Below are 17,502 nucleotides of genomic sequence, written 5' to 3' on the forward strand. Positions count from 1 at the left end.
CGTCTCGCGGCGGCCGGGGGATGACGCCGCAACGAGCGTGCGCAGGCCCTTCGCGCGGGCGAGCTCAACGCGCTCCGCGAGCCGCGTCACGGGGTTTTCGAGTTTGCGTTCAATGAGGGGCCCGGTGAGGAGCGCCGCGCCTTCGCCGTCGTCCGTGCGTTCCACCGTGAAGCGCGGGAACTTCTGAAGGCTCACGAAGAAGTCGTCCGCGGGCTGCCAGATCGCCTTGGGCGGGAGCGCCGGGCGCGAGAGGTCCGCGTAGCGGAGCTTCGCGCGGGATTCGGTGTCCTTCTCGAACCCCTGAAGGACGTCGGTGATGTTCCCAAAGAGCACCACGCAGGTGGAGTCGTCCAGATAGTCGGCGAGCACCGCCGTCTCGTCGAAGAAGAGCGGCAGGTAGTACTCGATCCCCGGCGCGAGGATGCCTTTCCCCGCATCGTCGTAGACGGAGGACTTCTTCGGGTCGCCGGGGAAGGTCGTGCGCCAACGGAGCCGGAAGGCGGCCAGCGCGTCCGCGTTGCTCGGGAATTCGTGCCCGGGGAGAAGCCGGATTTCGTTCACCTTCTCGGACGAGCGCTGCGTCTCGACGTCGAACCAGCGGATCGTGTCGATCTCGTCGTCCATGAAGTCGAGACGGAAGGGGCGCTCGGACCCCATCGGGAAGACGTCGACGATCCCGCCCCGCACCGCGAACTCACCCGCGGCCAGAACCTCGCGCACGTGGGCGTAGCCCGCGGCGGCGAGGTTCGACTTCAGTTTGTCGATCGAGATCTCGTCCCCGGTCTTCAAAAGGAACGTGTTCGCGCCCACCCAGGAGACGGGGGCGAGCCGCTGCGCGGCGGTGACGGCCGAAGTGACCAGCATGTCGCAGCCCGCTTTGGGGTGCGTGAGCCGCCAGAGGGTCTCGAGGCGCTCCGAGACCAAGTCTTCCTGGGGCGAGAGCATGTCGTAGGGGAGCGTCTCCCAGTCGGGGAGAAGCCGCACGTCGGCTTCAGACCCCACCAGCCACCGCACCTCGTGCGTCAACCTCACGGCGTCCGCCGCATCCGCGCAGACGACGAGGACGCGGCGCTTCTCCGTCTTCGCGCCCCGCACGAAGTTCGCCAACGCCAACGCGTCCCCCGCGGCGCGGGAGAGCTGCGCGCGGCGCTTGGTGCCCGGCGGATAGCGGAGCAGATCGTCTTCGAAGATGCGGAGCGTGCGGAGGTCTTGGGGCATGACGGAATTCCTGAATGGATGCGCCATTGTGCCACGCAGAGAGGAACGCTTTGCGCCCCCGCCGGAATCGTTGCGGAAAGGCCGCAGTTTTCGCCCCCGACCTTCGGAGGATGGACACATTGAACCGTCGCCTTCGGGGACGTGGCAGAATGGACTTCTTTTCACCTTAGGATAAAACCCTGACATGACCGGCCTCCCCTTCAAGAACCGGCTCCTCGTGGGGCTCACGCTTTTTTCGATGTTCTTCGGCGCGGGGAATCTGATCTTCCCGCCCTTTCTCGGCGCGCAGGCGGGTGAGGCCACCTGGTGGGCGATGGCCGGGTTCGTCGTCACGGCCGTGGGTTTTCCGATTTTGGGCGTGATGGCCGTGGCGGAGTCGGGGGGCCTCAAAACCCTCGCGGGCCGCGTGCATCCGGTCTTTGCGTTCGTCTTCACGCTGCTGATCTACGTCTCGATCGGCCCGGCGCTGGCGATCCCGCGCACGGCGGGGACGTCCTTTGAGATGGTGCTGCGCCCCGTGTTGGACGCGAACGGTCTTTTGGACGCCAAGATCGCCGGCTTCGGGATGTTGGACGCCGCGCAGGCGCTCTACGCGGTGCTCTTCTTCGCGCTCGCCGCCTGGGTCGCGATGACCCCTGAAAAGCTCACGCAGCGTCTCGGCAAATTCCTCTCGCCCGCGCTGATCACCTTGATCGGCGCGCTCTTCATCGGCGTGCTCCTCTCGCCCCTCGGTCTCTACGGTGAGGCGCAGTCGGCCTACGCGACCGGCGCCTTCGCGCGCGGCTTCATCGAGGGCTACCAGACGATGGACACGATCGCCGCGTTGAATTTCGGCATCATCATCGCGATGAACATCCGCGCGATGGGCGTCACGAGCGAGAAGGCGGTGATTTCGGAAACCGTGAAGGCGGGCGCCATCGCGGCCCTCGTCTTCTGCGTGATCTATGGCGCCTTGGCGCACATCGGCGCGGAAGCGGGCGGGGCCTTCGCCGGGATGGAAAACGGCGCGCAGACCTTGACCCACGCCGCCGGGGCGGTCTTCGGGCCCGCGGGTCCGGTGCTGATGGGCCTGATCTTCTTCATCGCGTGCTTGAACACCTGCGTGGGCCTGCTTTCGTGCTGCTCCGACTACTTCCGCACGATCATCCCGGGCCCGGGCTACCGCGGCTGGGTGGTGATCTTCGCCCTCATCAGCGCGGTGGTCGCGAACGCCGGGCTGACGACGATCCTGAAGTTCTCGATTCCGGTTCTGGTCGCGATCTACCCGGCGGCGATCGTGCTGATCGTGTTGTCGCTCCTCACGCTCGGGTTCGACGCCGTGCGTCACCGTCCGGCGGTCTACCCGGTGACGGTGGCGGTGACGGGCGTCGTCTCGGTCGCGTCGGCCCTCGCTTCCTGCGGGCTCCTTCCTGAAGCGCTCGCCTCGGCGCAGCGGTCGCTCCCCTTGGCGGACGTCGGGCTCGAATGGATCATCCCGGCCGCGGCGGCGTTTGCGCTCGCGATGCTGACGAAGAAGCGCGCGCCGGTGATGCGCACGACGGAGGAGGCCGCGTAAGGCGGCGCAAGGCTCTGCCGGATTTTTCATGAAAGAAGCAAGGTTACTGCTGTCTTTCATCATAGAGGGTGAAGCCTGTCCGGCTTCATCTTCATTTCTGTCCAGAGGTCTGCAAAGACCGTTGCTGCGGAAACGGAACAAGAAAAAGGGCATCGTCCGGCGTGGGCGGTGCCCATTTTTTGACGGTGTGCCTAAAAAGTATAATTAAAAATACTATAATAAATTATACATTTTAGGTTGAGTGATTCGACTCAAACTCACCAAAGTTCCTCATCGTCGTCCCCCATTTCGTTCACGGCTTCGATCATCTCCAAGAACGTCACGAGATGAACGTTCCCCATCTCTTTCGCCTTTTGACGACAAGCGTCGGTGAAGCCGGACTTTGAAAAAATGAAGAGATGCCGGTTCTCGTAGCGGAATTGCGAGCGGCTCAATTCATCAAGCTTCTCAAGGACGGAGACGGGGACGAGCTCATTCTTCCACTTGCACTCGGCAAAGAGCGCCGTGTTCTTGTCTTCGGCGCCGATGATGTCAATCTCGGCCTCCGTGCTCCGGGGAGTTTTGTCATCAGAGGCCTCGATGGGGTTCGTCGGTTTTTCCTTCGGCAGGGAGATCTTTCCCCACCAACGATCCAGGTCCGTGAAAGCGACGGGGCAACGGCCGGCCCTTTGAAGACGTTGGAGGTAGTCCCGGCAGATGTCTTCGAAAACGGGGCCCATGTAAGTGGGAAGTTGTGCTTCCGCCGCCTTCAGAATGGTCCTGCCGTTTTTCAGCATGATTTGGGAGGAGCCTTGGTTTATGAAGGTGAACCAGAATCGGAACATGTTGTCGGCAATGCGATACTGCGTCTTTTTGCTGTTCGATTTTTCGCCGTGAGCGGTTTCCTTGCGGATGATGCCCAACGTGATCAGCGTGTCGATATGCGGCATGATGGCTCCGGGCTGCGTGTCCAAAGCATTGGCGAGTTCCGAAAGGCGGACGCCTCCATTCGCGAGATTGACCAGGAGGTCATAGTACGTTTTGACGGAACGGACTTCCTGACGCAGGAACGTCATCGGCTCATCAAAGAAGAAGCCGAGGGGACGGAACCATTCGCGGTAAAGGTTGACGCGCAGGCTTTTCGAGGGTTGAAATTGCTCGAGATAGAGGGGCGTTCCTCCCGTGGTGCCGTAAATGACGGCGGCGTCGAAGGGATCGAACCCCTTCAGCATCTCAAGCGACTCGAAAAAGTCGAAGGGTTCGATGCGCAGCTGTCCCGTGCGGCGACCGTAGAGTGGTGAGCGGTAGGCGAGCACCTTGTCCGTCATGTAGGAGATGGAAGAGCCGCAGAGAATCAGCATGAGGTTCGAGCCGTGTTTGTTCAGGTCGATTTGACGCTGAAGCACGGAGAGGAGAGTTTCGTCCCCACGCGCCGCATACGGAAACTCATCCAGGACGAACACGAGCCGCTCATTGAGGCTCTTTTTGAAGACGTAGATCAGCGCATCTTCATAGTTCTGGAAGGCAGGGCCTTCGGTCTCACCAAGCCCGGTGAATATGGCGCCGGAGAGGACTTTGAGATTGGTCTTCACTCCGCCTTCAGCACTCATGAAGTAGATGGAGCGCTTATCTTTGATGAATTCCTGTATGAGCGTGCTTTTGCCGACTCGTCGGCGCCCATAGACAACGATGAGTTGGAAGCCCGGTTTCTCGTAGATGTCCTCGAGTCCCTCAAGTTCAAATTTACGGCCGAAAAACTGCATGGAGGTCGTCCTGTCGAAAGGTCTCTGCCAAGGATGGAAAGTATAATAGTTTATAGTATATCGTATTATACATTTCGTGCTCCACATCTTGCGGGCAAGCGCGGGGTGGTCCGGCTGAGTGCGCATCCCGCAAATCGTAACGTTTTCGGCCTCGAACACCTCTCGAGATCTACGGACGAAATGCGCCTTCACACCTCATCGCTTCCGATGCGGTGCGCCGGAGAAAATCATCGAACCCGGGCGGCGCGGAAGCGTCGCATTTTTCTGTCCCTACCAAAAATAGGGGAATTCGTCCGAGAAGCCCGCCGAGGGCGGCACGTGCGGCGTAGGATTGGCGGAAGATCATCCGTTTCCGACGTGCGCCATGCTGAGAGACTATCGATGCCACCGCTACGCCACACGGATCATGGAGATCGCGCGCGTTCTGCACGTTGCGGAGAGCGTTGAGACGAGTCTCGCGAGGCAGATCGCCCAAGACTACATGAGCCGTACGGCCCCGACGCCGGGCGAGTGCTTCGCCCGGCCCGACCACATCCCCGCCGTGCTGACCTCGACGATGGGGCCGGCCCCGCTTTCCGTATGGGAGGAGGACGAGACGCTCGCGAAGGATCTGCTCGACCGCCTGGGCGTCGCCCCGACGATGGAGATGGGGATGGCGCTCTACACCGCCACGCTCTGCCGCCACGCCGGGATGTCCGACTGCGAGGAGAGCAGGGTGGCGCAGCGCCGGGCGCTTCCCGACGGGAAGAGTCTCGGGGACCTCTTGGTGGGGTTCGTCGAGGACGAGGATCCTCTGGAAGTCGTCGCGCAGGCGTGAAGCCTTGCGGAACGGACGCCTGAACCATTCCAGCGGTTGGCGCGTCGCAGCGTCGGAACGTAAAAAAGCCGGAAGCCCTTGCGGGCCCCGGCTTTTTTGATCTTTCAGGCTTGTTGACGCGGATTAGAACGCGTACTGGGCCTGAACGCCGATCAGGTAGGCGTCGAGACGGCGGAAGCGGCCGATCTTTTCACCCGTGTCCTTCGCGTAGAGGTTGCGTTCGCCCACGCCGTGGAGGTGCGCGAAGGCGACGTCCGTCTGGAACTGCTTCGACCACTTGAAGGACGAACCCACGGCGAACCACCAACGGTTGGCGTCCGGAATGATCGCCGTACGGGTTCCGGCACGGGCGATCGGGCTCGTTTCGTAGGCGACGCCGCCGCGAAGGGTCCAGAAGTCGTTCACGCGGAGGTCGGCGCCGAGCGAACCCATGTAGGTGTCGCGCCAGTCGTTCGTGATGTGAGACATGCCGTAGGCGACCTTTTTGAGGACCTGGGCCATGTTGGTCTGACCAGCCTGAATCAGGCCGTTGCCGATGACGCCGAGCTGAGCGTCAAGGCCGGAGGACTCAATGTTGAGCTGCTTGAAGCTCGACCAGTCGGTCCAGCGGAAGGTGGCGTAGAGGCTCAACATGTCGTTCACGTCCCAGGCGGCGGTCGCCATCGCCCAGGCCGGCGCGGACATTTCGACGGAGCCGTCGTACTTGCCGTTCATCGCCTGAAGAGCGGTCTGCCCCGACGTCACGCCGGCGCCCGAAACCTTGAGGTCGCCTTCGGCGGTGTGGCGGACTTCGGAGCGGTAGGAGACGCCGAAGCGGAGGTTGTCCAAGGGCATCCACATCGCGCCGATGTTCCAACCCCAGGCCCAGGTGTCGACCTCGAGTTCGCCGCGGATGCTGTCACCCAGGGTGGGCACGTCGGCGCCGATGCCGAGCGTCGCGTCCGCGTACTGGAGCGACACGCCCGCGCCGATCGAGAAGCGGTCCGTGAGCTTCCAGGCGACGTTCGGGTTGAAGTCGATCACCATGATCTCAGCGTCCGTGCCGTGATCCTTGCGGGCCCAGTTCTTGGAGTATTCGGTCGCCATGCCGAAGGGAACCGTGATGCCCAGACCGACCCAGGTCGTGTCGTTGATCTGGTGCGTCATGAAGCCGTGCGGAACGAACTGCTCGGAACCACGACCGTTCTGGTCGTTGCCGGGCTTCTTGTCGGCGTAGTCGAGGTTGAGGCCGACCAGAACGCCGCCCCCCTGAACCTTCGTGCCCTTGTGGAGGACCATCGTGGCCGGGTTGTAGTAGACGCCCGAAATGTCGGTGCCGTCGACGCCGACGCCGGCGTAGGCGCGCCCGAGCGCGAGCGCGGACTGTTCGGTGAGCTGGAAGCCCGCGGCGTGGGCGGTGCCGGCGACGGCGGAGAGCGCGGCCGCGATGGCGGCGGCGAGTTTGACGTTCTTCACGGTTTCTTTGTCCGGTAGGTTGGAGAGTCTTGTGGATGGCGCTCGACGGAAGAGGAATTTCCGGATCGCCCGACACCAGAGGTGTTCAAAGCCGCGAAGTATAGGGAGTAACGCTTAAGGGTCAAGTCTCAAGCGAGCGTCGGCCGAACGGATGATCACGCATGTACGCTCATCATTCGTGTCTTAGGTAAAAGCTTGTATACGTCTTCTATGGTGAATGCTGAGCGGCGAATGGTTCTTCAGACCATGAAAAAGGATGAGGCCGTGAGGCCTCATCCTTGGTGTGGGTTTGGCGTGATGAGGGTGCCGACGAAGGGTCGTCGCCACCGCAGCGAACCAAGGTTAGAACTGGTACTGCATCTGAACGCCGAGGAGGTAGGCGTCGAGGCGGCGGAAGCGGCCGACCTTTTTACCGTCTTCCCAAAGGTTGCGTTCGCCGACGCCGTGCAGGTGGGCGAACGACACGTCCGTCGAGAACTGTTCGGACCACTTGAAGGACGAACCGACGGCGAACCACCAGCGGTTGGCGTCAGGAATAATGGACGTACGGGTCTTCGGATCCTTGATCGGCGAGGTTTCGTAGCCGATGCCGCCGCGGAGCGTCCAGAAGTTCGTGAGGCGCAGGTCACCGCCCACGGAGAAGAGGTAGGTGTCCTTCCAGTTGTTTTTAATGGTGGAACTGACGTTTTGGCTAATCCCAATAGGCAGGTCGACCGTGCCTTCAATGTCAAGTTGATCAAAGCTAGACCAGTTGGCCCAACGGAAGGTCGCGTAGAGGCTCAGCAGGTCATTGACGTCCCAAGCGGCCGTCGCCATCGCCCAGGCCGGAGCTTCCACAGTGGCGAAGCCGTCATGGGTGCCATTGAACATGTCGGCATTCACGCCATTACCGAGATCATGCGACGTAATGCCTTCGAGCGTCAGGGTGCCTTCCGCGTCATGCACGACGTTCGAGCGGTAGGAAAGGCCGAAGCGGAGGTTTTCAAGCGGAGACCACATCAGGCCGACGTTCCAACCCCAGGCGGTGCTGTCCGCGTCGATTTCGGACATGGCGGAAAGACCGATGATGGTGCTCTGCTTCTTGAGGTCGGCCTGCGCGTACTGCAGCGACACGCCCGCGCCGATCGAGAACTTTTCGTTCACCTTCCAGGCGATGTTCGGGTTGAAGTCGACCGTGATGATGTTGGCCGACACGCCCGTGGTGTTGTGGGCCCAGTGGTCGCCGTATTCCGTGCCCATGCCGAACGGAACCGTGATGCCGAGGCCGAACCAGGTGGAGTCGTTGATCTGGTGCGTGAAGAAGCCGTGCGGAATGAACTGTTCGGCACCGCGGCCGTTCTGGTCGTGGCTTTCGTCGTGGTCGTCCGAGAATTCGAGGTTCAGACCCACGCCGACGCCGCCCGCCTGCACCTTCGTGCCCTTGTGGAGCGTCATCGTGGCCGGGTTGTAGTAGACGCCCGAAATGTCGGTGCCGTCGACGCCGACGCCGGCGTAGGCGCGCCCGAGCGCGAGCGCGGACTGTTCGGTGAGCTGGAAGCCCGCGGCGTGGGCGGTGCCGGCGACGGCGGAGAGCGCGGCCGCGATGGCGGCGGCAAGTTTGATGTTCTTCACGGTGAAAGGTCTCCGGTATTGGGAAAGAGTCACTGGGGGCCTGAAAAACGTGGGAGGTCAGCCCGCAGGAAAAAGTCGGAGCGGATTTTCCGACGCCGGAAGGCCGTCAAACGTGGGTGAAATTCGGGGTAAACCCTAGTAAAAATTCCCCATACCAAACTCGGATGAGATGGCGGCGGATCCTTGATTTGCGCAGATTCCCCGAAAAACGGGGGAGAAGATGTGGAAGGTCACGCCGAACGGATGAACCGGGGGTATGCGGGATGAGGCCGGTTGGGTAGTCCGAAAAAATTCGGAAGAGGGGCTTTTAGAGGGTTTTGAGGGCTTTGCGACGCTCCCGGACCCCCTCCGGAGCGTTGAGCCGGTACAAAAACGCCCCGAAGGCGGCGTGCCTGCGGGGCGTCTTGGAAGCGTGCGTCGGGCCTCGCTCAGTGCGCGTCGCGGTGCATGCGGTCGATCCAGGCCATGACGAGCGCGGAGAAGACGAAGGTCAGATGGATGAGGACGTACCACATCAGCTTGTCGTTCGGCGTCGCCTTCACGTCCATAAAGACGCGAAGAAGGTGAATCGACGAGATCGCGACGATGGAGGCGGCGACCTTGTTCTTCAGGGAGCCGGCGTCCATCTTCCCCAACCAGTCGAGCTTCTCGGTGTCGTGGGAGAGCGAGAGGGCGGAGACGAAGTTCTCATAGCCCGAGAGCATCACCATGACGATGAGGCCCCCGACGAGGCCCATGTCGATCATGGAGAGAAGCCCCAGGATGAGGTCGGATTCGGAGAGGTCCAAGACGTGCGGGAGCACGTGGAAGACTTCCTGGAAGAATTTGATCGCGAGGGCGAGAAGGGCGAGCGAGAGCCCGATGTAGATCGGCGCCAAGAGCCAGCGCGAAGCGTAGAGCGTTCGTTCGACGAGCTGTTCCATGTTTTTTGGGTTGGTCCGTGGTGTTGGAGGTTGAAAAAGGTCCGCCATTCTACGGGAAGACGCCGTACTGACCCGGGTACCGGGGCGATTTCTTAGCCGATGGATGCGAACGGATACAGAAGTGCCGCCGCGGCCGCTAAACTCCCACTCTGAACGGGGACCGCGCCGCACGACGGAGCGCCATGTCGGTACCGGTCCCGCATCCGATGTCACTTCTTCAAAACCTCACACACCAAATGGAGACGCCCGCCATGACTTCCGTACGCATGACCGCGCTCGTCTGCGCGGCCGGGGTCGGGGCCCGCATGGGGCTCGACCGGCCGAAGCAGTATCTGAGGCTCGGGAGCCGGACGATGCTGGAGCACACCGTGCACGCGATCGCTTCGGTCGAGCGCGTCGACGACGTCGTGGTCGTCGTGAGCGCGGAGGACGCCTACGTTGACGAAGCTGCGGCGCACTTCCCCGCGAAGGCCCGCGTCCTCAAGGTGGGGGGCGCCACCCGCGCCGAGACCGTCCAAAACGGGATCGCCGCGGCGGGCTGGCCTGCGGACGCCTGGGTGCTCGTTCATGACGCGGCGAGGCCGTGCCTGCGGGCCGCGGAGGTCGACCACCTGATCGACGAGGTGCTGGGCGACGACGCCGTCGCGGGCGGGATCCTGGCGCTTCCGATGACGGATACGGTGAAGCGCACGGACGAGCGCCGCCGGATCCTCGAGACGGTGCCGCGTAAGGACCTCTGGCGCGCGGCGACGCCGCAGCTCTTCCGCGCGGGCGTCTTGTCCGAAGCCCTCTCCGCCGCGCAGGCGGCGGGCGCCGAGCTGACGGACGAAGCGAGCGCCGTTGAGCACCTAGGGCTCGCGGTCAAGGTGGTGTCGGGTCGCCCCACCAATCTGAAGGTGACCCATCCGGGCGATGAGCGCATCGCCGGTCTGATTTTGGGAGATGCCGCCGTGATGCCGATCCGCGTGGGCCAGGGCTACGATTCGCACCGCTTGGTGGAGGGCCGCCCCCTCATTCTGGGCGGGATCGAGATTCCGTTTGAAAAGGGGCTGGACGGGCACTCCGACGCCGACGTGCTCCTGCACGCCGTCACCGACGCCGTGCTGGGCGCGGCGGCCCTGGGCGACATCGGGCGTCACTTTCCGCCTTCGGACCCGAAGTGGAAGGGTGCGGACAGCGGGAAGCTCCTCGAAGCCGTCGTGCGGCTCGCCAAAGAGAAGGGCTGGTCGGTCGTCAACGCCGACGCGACGCTCGTCTGCGAGCGCCCGAAGATCGCCCCGCACGCCGAGAAGATGCGCGGGAACGTCGCGCGGCTTTTGGGCGTCTCGCCTGAGGTCGTGAACCTCAAAGCCAAGACGAACGAGAAGATGGACGACGTCGGCCGCGAAGCCGGGATGATGGCCCACGCGGTGGTGCTGATGTGCCGCATGTGACGCTTGTGACCGGAGCGGCGTCGATCTGAACGCCTCATCGGAAAACGCGGGAAGCGCGGCGGCGCTCTCCCGCGTTCTTCTACGAATCGGTCACCGATATGGGCCGGATCATATCGTCGAAAACCCTGAAACTCAGGGAAAGTCGGTGTGAAAACCCCAAGTGCTTGGGGTGTTGAACTTAGGGGTGGGGAGGATAATTCTTTGGGAGGATGTCTTTGTCCGAGATCTCCTTCTTTTAAATTACGCCGTTTAGGAGACCCCAAGTGAACGGTAACTTTCTCTCGGCTCCGACCACGCGTCGGGGCTTTTTGTGCATGTCCGCGATGGCCGCGGCCGCGGGCTTCCTGCCCACGCCCTTGATGGCCGCCATCGAAAAGGCCGCGGACGACATGGTCTTTTCCTGGACCGCATGCGTGATCAACTGCGGGCACCGCTGTCCGCTTCGCGCCTACACCAAGAACGGGCGCGTCATCCGCATCGAAACCGACAACACGATCAAGGACGGCTGCTCGCCGCGGCAGCTGCGCGCGTGCTTGAAGGGCCGCTCCATGCGTCAGCGCCTCTATTCGGGCGACCGCCTCAAGTACCCGATGAAGCGCGTGGGCGAACGCGGCGAAGGGAAGTTCGAGCGCATCAGCTGGGACGAAGCGTTGAAGACCGTCGCCCAAAAGCTCAAGTACACGGTCGAAACCTACGGGAACGAAGCCCTCTACTGGCAGTACTGCTCGGGGCAGCAGTCCATGGTGAACGGTCGCGTCGCCTGGTGGCGCCTCATGAACCTCATGGGCGGCTACCTCAAGTACTACGGGTCCTATTCGACCGCCCAGATTTCCGCCGCCTTCCCGATGACCTACGGCGGAAGCCCCGCGTCCGACACGAGCGAGATCGGGAACGCCAAGCTCTACGTCGCGTTCGGCAACAACCCCTCCGTCACCCGCGGCTCGGGCGGCGGGAAGTCCTATCAGCTCCGCTGCGCCTTGGACAAAGGTGAACCGAAGACCATCGTCATCGACCCGATCCACACCGACACGGTGGTGGGCAAGGTCGATCAGTGGATCCCGATCCGTCCCGGCACCGACGCGGCGTTGGTCGAAGGCATTGCGTACGAATTGATCCGCAACGGCTGGACCGACGAAGCGTTCCTCGAGAAGTACTGCGTCGGCTACGACGAAAAGACGCTCCCCAAATCCGCGCCCCCGAAGAGCGACTACAAGTCGTACATCCTGGGGGACGCCGACGGCGAACCGAAGACCCCCGAGCGCGCGTCCCGCATCACCGGGATTCCGGTCGAGACGATCGTGGAACTTGCGCGCGAGATCGGGACGACGAAGCCCGTCTTCTTCGCGCAGGGCTGGGGCCCGCAGCGCCAGGCGAACGGCGAGCAGACCTCGCGCGCGATCGCGATGCTCCCGATCCTGACCGGGAACGTCGGCCTTCCGGGTACGTCCACCGGTCAGCATGAAGGGAACACGTCCTTCCCGGTGCAGTACCTGCCTTCGGGCAAGAACCCCGTGAAGGCGACGATCCCCTGCTTCCTCTGGACCGACGCGATCACGCGCGGCGCCGAGATGGACGCCATTCACGACGGCCTCAAAGGCGTCGAAAAGCTCACGACCCCGATCAAGATGATCGTGAATTCGGGCGGGAACACGATGATCAACCAGCACGCCGACTCGAACGCGACGGACAAGATCCTGCGCGACACGTCGAAGTGCGAGTTCATCGTGGTCTGCGACAACATGATGACCCCGTCGGCCCGCTACGCCGACATTCTCCTTCCCGACACGCTCGGGCCCGAAACGGACGACCTCGCGAGCGCGGGCGGTTCGAACGGCGACGTCGCGTCGTTGCTGCCCATGAAGAAGGCGGTCGAACCCGCCTGGGAGCAGCGTCCGACCTGGGACATCTGCCGCGGGATCGCCAAGGAGTTGGGCCTCGAAGAAGCCTTCACCGAAGGCCGCGACCAGCTGGGCTGGATCGAGTGGTGCTACGAGGAGACGCGGAAGAAGTATCCGACGCTCCCCGACTTCAAGACCTTCTGGGCGCAGGGTCCCCAACAGGTCTACGGGGTTCGCAAGAACATGGTGGCGCTATCTGAATTCCGCGAAGACCCCGTGAAGAACCCCTTGAAGACCCCCTCCGGCAAGATCGAGATCTATTCGGAGCGCCTCGCCGACATCGCGAAGACCTGGGTGCTCCCGAAGGGGGACGTCATCTCGGCCCTTCCGAAGTTCGTGCCGACCTGGGAAATGCCGGGGGACGACCTGCAGCGGAAGTACCCCTTGCAGTGCTACGGCTACCACGGTCACGGGCGCATCCACTCGACCTTCCACAACCTCCCGTGGCTGCGAGAGCATTTCCCCGACCACGTGCTCATCAACCCGATCGACGCCAAGTCCCGCGGCATCGCCAACGACGACGTCGTGCAGGTCTTCAACGACCGCGGCCGCGTGCAGCTGATCGCGAAGGTGACGCCGCGCATCATGCCGGGCGTGTGTTCCATCCCGCAGGGGGCGTGGTACACGCCGGTCGAAAAGGACGGGAAGAGCGTCGACGTGGGCGGCAACATCAACACGCTCACGTCGCTGCGCCCGAGCCCGCTCGCCAAGGGGAACGCCCAGCACACGATTTTGGTCGACGTCGCCAAGGCGCCCCGCGCCTGATTTCGAGGAGGAATGAACCATGAAGCAACTCGGCTTTTTCATCGACGCCTCGAAGTGCACGGGGTGCAAGACCTGCACGGTCGCCTGCAAGGACGCGCATGATTCGCCCGTCGGCATCAACTTCCGCCACGTGCTGGAGTACGCGGGCGGCGGCTGGCGTCAGGACCGCTCGACGGGCGCCTGGCACCAGGACGTCTTCGCCTACTACCTCTCGATCGGGTGCAACCACTGCGCGGACCCTGCCTGCGTGAAGGTCTGCCCCACGAAGGCCCACTACAAGAGGAAGGAAGACGGCCTCGTCGTCATCGATGCGGCGAAGTGCATCGGTTGCGGGATGTGCGCGAAGGCGTGCCCGTACGGCGCGCCGCAGCTGAATCCGGACCTCCGGAAGATGACGAAGTGCGACGGGTGTCTGGACCGCCTGGAGCGCGGCCTCGGTCCCATCTGCGTCGAAAGCTGCACGCAGCGCGCGATCGAGTTCGGCGACATCGAGGAACTCCGGAAGCGCCACGGCGACCTCGCCGCGATCGCGCCTCTGCCCGCCGCTGAAGTGACGAAGCCCTCACTCGTCATCAAGGCACCGAAGCGCGCGAAGCCCGTGGGGGACACCTCCGGGACCACGTACGTGCACTGATCCGGGGCGTGATCCCGGTCCGCTGATTCGATCAGCCTGCGGAAACCCCCGGGCGACGCGAGCCGCCCGGGGGTTTCCGCAAGGGGAACCGTTCCCCCGTGGGGGCGGATCTTCCCGCACCGAGTCCATGATCGGCATGATCGAAAAAGCTTCGCCCCGGCGGTTTCCGCCGGGGCGACGTGCGATTGGGGTTCAAGCGGCCGGAAGGCCTGAGCGGGCCGGGGAGGCCGGTTGGCTTACGCCTCCGCTTCCGGCTCGTCCTTCGCGATCTTGTCCGCGGCCTTGTCGGTTTCTTTGAGCGCCTTCTTCAAGGCCGAAGGGGCGAGCACCGGGAACTTCACCTTGACCAAAAGCCCGCGGGGGACGGCCGAGAGGAGTTCGACGGAGCCGCCGGAGCGGCGCACGATGCGGTCGACGATGGAGAGGCCGAGGCCGGAACCGGATACGCCGGTGCGGGCGCTCTCGCCGCGTTCAAACGGACGCATCACGCGTTCGCGCTCTTCGGGCGGGAGCCCCTGACCGCGGTCTTCAACCGTGAGGACGGCGTCGCGCTGGTCCTCGCTCTTCTCCAACCCGATCGAGAGATGCAGGATGCCGTCGTCGCTTCGGCCGTAGCGCATGGCGTTCGTGATCAGGTTCTGAATCGCGCGGGAGAGTTCGAGCGGGTGCGCCATCACCCAAAGTTCGGGGAAGCTCCCGTCCGGGCCGATCTTTTCCTTGCCCGTCATCTTCCGCAGGTCCACCGAGCTGTCGCTCTCGATGCGGGCGTTGTGAAGCGCCGCGTCGAGCGCTTCGGAGAGGTTCACCATCACCTGCGCTTCACTCGAGCGCCGCGAGTAGGCGAGGAACTGGTTGACGATGTTTTCCATCTGCTCCAGGTCGCTCACCATGGCGGTGCGGGAGTCGTCCGAAAGGCTCGAGAGCTCGATCTCCAAACGCAGGCGCGTGATCGGCGTGCGCAGGTCGTGCGAGACCCCGGCGAGCAAAAGCTCGCGGTCGGCTTCAATGTTCTGGAGGTCCTTCACCATGCGGTTGAAGGAGACGTTGACCGCCTGGATTTCCGCGGTCGAGGCGTTTTCAGGGAGCGGATCGGGCTGGCGGCCTTGGCCCAACTGCGTCGCGAATTGGGAGAGGCGCGCGAGCGGGTCGATCACGTGGCGGGTCAAAAGCGTCGCGCCGAAAAGCGACGCGGCGCCGGCCGCAATCGCCCACCAGAGCCACGCGGTCCCGTACGGGGGATCGAGGGCGTCGTCCTTCGTCTGGAGCCAGTACTGGTCGCCGTCGATGTCGAACGTCACCCAAAGACCTTCGTTGCCGTTCACCTTGGTGGCGAGCACGGTGTCTTGCCCGAGCTGGGCCCTCACCAACTGCTCGATCAACCCGGTCGAGCCGTCGCTCGCGATCCGGACCACGCGGTCGGTGTCGTCGCGCGGCGAGATGAGGACGCCTTCGCGGGCCGCGAGCGCCTGGAGGAAGTCCGTGCGGTAGAGCGGGTCCGCCGTGACGAGCGCGTACTTCGTGATGTTGACCGTCGAGACGATGTGCTGCGCGACGCCCTGCGAATAGGGGAGTTCCGAGAGCACGCGGAAGCTCTGCAGCCACCCGATCACCGAGAAGAAGATCAGGCCGCAGAGCATCAGGAACGTGCGCCAGAAGAGGCTCGGGCGACGGGTTTTGAGTTTGGCGATCCAGGACACGGAAGGCGTTCCCTCAGGTTTGGGGTTGGTCGGAACGGGCGGGCCCGAACGAAAAAGGACGCGCCGCAGATGCGCGCAGACGGCGCCGGGAGCGTCCTTCCTCAAGGGATTGTCCCACGGACGCGCCCGGTCTTGGGGTTCGGGCGCGGGTGGGCAATGAACGGTGACTTCTTAGTTGTGGCCGTCCGGAATGAAGACGTAGCCGAGACCCCAAACGGTCTGGAGGTAGCGCGGCTTCGAGGAATCCTGCTCGATCAGCTTGCGAAGGCGCGAGACCTGGACGTCGAGCGAGCGGTCGAAGGCTTCGTATTCGCGGCCGCGGGCCATTTCCATCAGCTTGTCGCGGGAGAGCGGCTGGCGCGGGTGGCGCGCAAAGGCCTTCAGAACCGCGAATTCGCCGGTGGTGAGCGGCACGGGCTCGCCGTTCTTCTTCAGGACGCGCGTGCCGAGGTCGAGTTCGAAGTCGCCGAACGTGACGATTTCGTTTTCGCGCGAGGGCGCGCCCGGGGCGTCCGGCGCGGGACGACGGCGCAGCACCGCGTGGATGCGGGCCAAAAGTTCGCGCGGGTTGAAGGGCTTCGCGATGTAGTCGTCGGCACCGAGTTCCAACCCCACGATGCGGTCGATTTCTTCGCCGCGGGCCGTGAGCATGATGACCGGCGTCATGTCCTTCTGGGCGCGCAGGCGCTTCAGGATCGCGAGGCCGTCTTCGCCCGGCATCATCAGGTCGAGAATGAGCGCGTCGAAGGGTTCGCGCAGCCACAGGCGGTTCATGGACGCGGCACCGTCCGCCACCTGAACCTGGAAGCCGTTCTCGCCGAGATAGCGGCGGAGAAGGTCGCGCAGGCGGGGGTCGTCGTCGACGACGAGAATCTTGGGATTGCGTTCCATGTGCTGAACTCCTTACAAGGAATGACGGGGCGCTTTCGGGAGACCGGGCGAAACGTGGTGAAGGCCCGGCGATCCGTCCGGAGGCCGACCTGGCTTCTTGGGGAAGCGTGTCGGGGTGCGTTCTCCGGCTGGTGAACCCCGTGTGGATTCGTTGACGCCTATTGTGAGATACATTCGTGTGCCACGTCACGCCTTGGGAACAGGGTGTTACAAAGTGGTGAGGGTGAGTTGTAACATCGAAAAATGGTAGGGGCCCCTTTTCAGGTGGTTGATTTTCAGGAACAAATCTCTTGAATGAGGGTGTTTTTGGGCGTTTGAATGCTGAAACAAGCGTCTCCGTTTGACGCTTGTTCGGGGTGGGAATGAGGGCGGTGGATGGGACGAAGGCGGCCGAAGAAGGCTGCGGAGGCCGCGGTGCGGGGCCGAACCGGTGACCGGGATGAGGGTCGGTGAGGTCGCCGCTGAAAAACGTCAATAAGAATTCCCCACCTCCGCCAACAAGAAGTCACCGGTTCCGTCAATAAGAATTCCCCACTTCCGCCAACAAGATCTCCCCACTTCCGCCATCAGCATTCCCCATCCGGGTCCGGAAGGGGGACGCCTGAGCGACGTTCAGGGAGAGCCGGGCGTCCCGGGCAGGCCCCGACCCCCGCACCGATCCCGAAACAACACTTCAACCGCCTCCGGGGCCGCCAACCCGTTGCCGGATGTTTTTCACGGCACATGTTTCTTCTGCGGCTGTGGCGCGGCACCCTCACGCCGCCCGGGGTATGTGAAGAATCTGTAAAAAGGACGGCGCGAAACCCCGGGAGAAGCCGACGGCGGACGGGCCTGCCGAAAGCTGTGCGTTTCGCGGCGAAAGG

At 63.4% G+C, this 17,502-nt stretch carries 11 protein-coding genes and 1 pseudogene; 5 read left to right on the forward strand and 7 right to left on the reverse strand.

Annotated elements, in window-relative coordinates:
• A pseudogene (locus HMPREF9440_RS11870) lies at window positions 1-1,218 on the reverse strand (transcription-repair coupling factor); the annotation flags it as partial.
• A 184-nt stretch (window positions 1,219-1,402) separates the two neighbouring features.
• Between HMPREF9440_RS11870 and brnQ the strand changes: the two are divergent.
• Complete coding sequence (gene brnQ / locus HMPREF9440_RS03950; protein ID WP_008541729.1) at window positions 1,403-2,773, forward strand: branched-chain amino acid transport system II carrier protein; 1,371 nt, start codon at window positions 1,403-1,405, stop codon at window positions 2,771-2,773.
• A 257-nt stretch (window positions 2,774-3,030) separates the two neighbouring features.
• Here brnQ and HMPREF9440_RS03955 read toward each other — a convergent pair whose 3' ends face one another.
• Window positions 3,031-4,515, reverse strand: a complete 1,485-nt coding sequence (locus HMPREF9440_RS03955) for an ATP-binding protein (RefSeq protein ID WP_008541730.1) — start codon at window positions 4,513-4,515, stop codon at window positions 3,031-3,033.
• A gap of 364 nt (window positions 4,516-4,879) precedes the next feature.
• Between HMPREF9440_RS03955 and HMPREF9440_RS03960 the strand changes: the two genes are divergently transcribed.
• Window positions 4,880-5,332, forward strand: coding sequence for a hypothetical protein (locus HMPREF9440_RS03960; RefSeq protein WP_008541733.1), 453 nt, complete (start codon window positions 4,880-4,882; stop codon window positions 5,330-5,332).
• Window positions 5,333-5,455: 123 nt separating this feature from the next.
• Here the strand turns inward: HMPREF9440_RS03960 and HMPREF9440_RS03965 are convergent, their stop codons facing one another.
• From HMPREF9440_RS03965 to HMPREF9440_RS03975, 3 genes are all read right to left on the reverse strand, one after another.
• Window positions 5,456-6,787, reverse strand: a complete 1,332-nt coding sequence (locus HMPREF9440_RS03965) for an OmpP1/FadL family transporter (RefSeq protein ID WP_008541734.1) — start codon at window positions 6,785-6,787, stop codon at window positions 5,456-5,458.
• A gap of 342 nt (window positions 6,788-7,129) precedes the next feature.
• Window positions 7,130-8,398: an OmpP1/FadL family transporter gene (locus HMPREF9440_RS03970; protein ID WP_008541736.1), complete on the reverse strand. Its 1,269-nt coding sequence runs from the start codon at window positions 8,396-8,398 to the stop codon at window positions 7,130-7,132.
• Window positions 8,399-8,826: 428 nt separating this feature from the next.
• Entirely contained in the window at window positions 8,827-9,321 is a 495-nt protein-coding gene (locus HMPREF9440_RS03975; RefSeq protein ID WP_008541738.1) for a TIGR00645 family protein, read from the reverse strand.
• Window positions 9,322-9,572: 251 nt separating this feature from the next.
• On the opposite strand from HMPREF9440_RS03975, the gene ispD reads away from it, so the two are divergent.
• The 3 genes from ispD (at window position 9,573) to HMPREF9440_RS03990 (ending at window position 14,051) form a co-directional block, all read left to right on the forward strand.
• Window positions 9,573-10,754, forward strand: coding sequence for a 2-C-methyl-D-erythritol 4-phosphate cytidylyltransferase (gene ispD, locus HMPREF9440_RS03980; protein WP_245523566.1), 1,182 nt, complete (start codon window positions 9,573-9,575; stop codon window positions 10,752-10,754).
• 263 nt (window positions 10,755-11,017) lie between these two features.
• On the forward strand, window positions 11,018-13,417 hold the full coding sequence (locus HMPREF9440_RS03985) for a DMSO/selenate family reductase complex A subunit (protein ID WP_245523567.1): 2,400 nt from the start codon (window positions 11,018-11,020) through the stop codon (window positions 13,415-13,417).
• Window positions 13,418-13,436: 19 nt separating this feature from the next.
• Entirely contained in the window at window positions 13,437-14,051 is a 615-nt protein-coding gene (locus HMPREF9440_RS03990) for a DMSO/selenate family reductase complex B subunit (protein WP_008541743.1), read from the forward strand.
• 236 nt (window positions 14,052-14,287) lie between these two features.
• Here HMPREF9440_RS03990 and HMPREF9440_RS03995 read toward each other — a convergent pair whose 3' ends face one another.
• Complete coding sequence (locus HMPREF9440_RS03995) at window positions 14,288-15,748, reverse strand: ATP-binding protein (protein WP_008541744.1); 1,461 nt, start codon at window positions 15,746-15,748, stop codon at window positions 14,288-14,290.
• A gap of 171 nt (window positions 15,749-15,919) precedes the next feature.
• Window positions 15,920-16,639 carry an osmolarity response regulator transcription factor OmpR gene (ompR, locus tag HMPREF9440_RS04000; RefSeq protein WP_008541746.1) on the reverse strand — a complete coding sequence of 240 codons (720 nt, stop codon included), beginning with the start codon at window positions 16,637-16,639 and terminating at the stop codon, window positions 15,920-15,922.
• Window positions 16,640-17,502: the final 863 nt, after the last annotated feature.

It is taken from the genome of Sutterella parvirubra YIT 11816 (genome assembly GCF_000250875.1).
Lineage (GTDB): Bacteria > Pseudomonadota > Gammaproteobacteria > Burkholderiales > Burkholderiaceae_F > Sutterella > Sutterella parvirubra.

Excerpts from the sequence above, each read along its gene's own strand:
- brnQ (WP_008541729.1), top strand. The coding sequence starts at position 1,403 with ATGACCGGCCTCCCCTTCAAGAACCGGCTCCTCGTGGGGCTCACGCTT.
- HMPREF9440_RS03955 (WP_008541730.1), bottom strand. The coding sequence starts at position 4,515 with ATGCAGTTTTTCGGCCGTAAATTTGAACTTGAGGGACTCGAGGACATC.
- HMPREF9440_RS03960 (WP_008541733.1), top strand. The coding sequence starts at position 4,880 with ATGCTGAGAGACTATCGATGCCACCGCTACGCCACACGGATCATGGAG.
- HMPREF9440_RS03975 (WP_008541738.1), bottom strand. The coding sequence starts at position 9,321 with ATGGAACAGCTCGTCGAACGAACGCTCTACGCTTCGCGCTGGCTCTTG.
- ispD (WP_245523566.1), top strand. The coding sequence starts at position 9,573 with ATGACTTCCGTACGCATGACCGCGCTCGTCTGCGCGGCCGGGGTCGGG.
- HMPREF9440_RS03990 (WP_008541743.1), top strand. The coding sequence starts at position 13,437 with ATGAAGCAACTCGGCTTTTTCATCGACGCCTCGAAGTGCACGGGGTGC.
- ompR (WP_008541746.1), bottom strand. The coding sequence starts at position 16,639 with ATGGAACGCAATCCCAAGATTCTCGTCGTCGACGACGACCCCCGCCTG.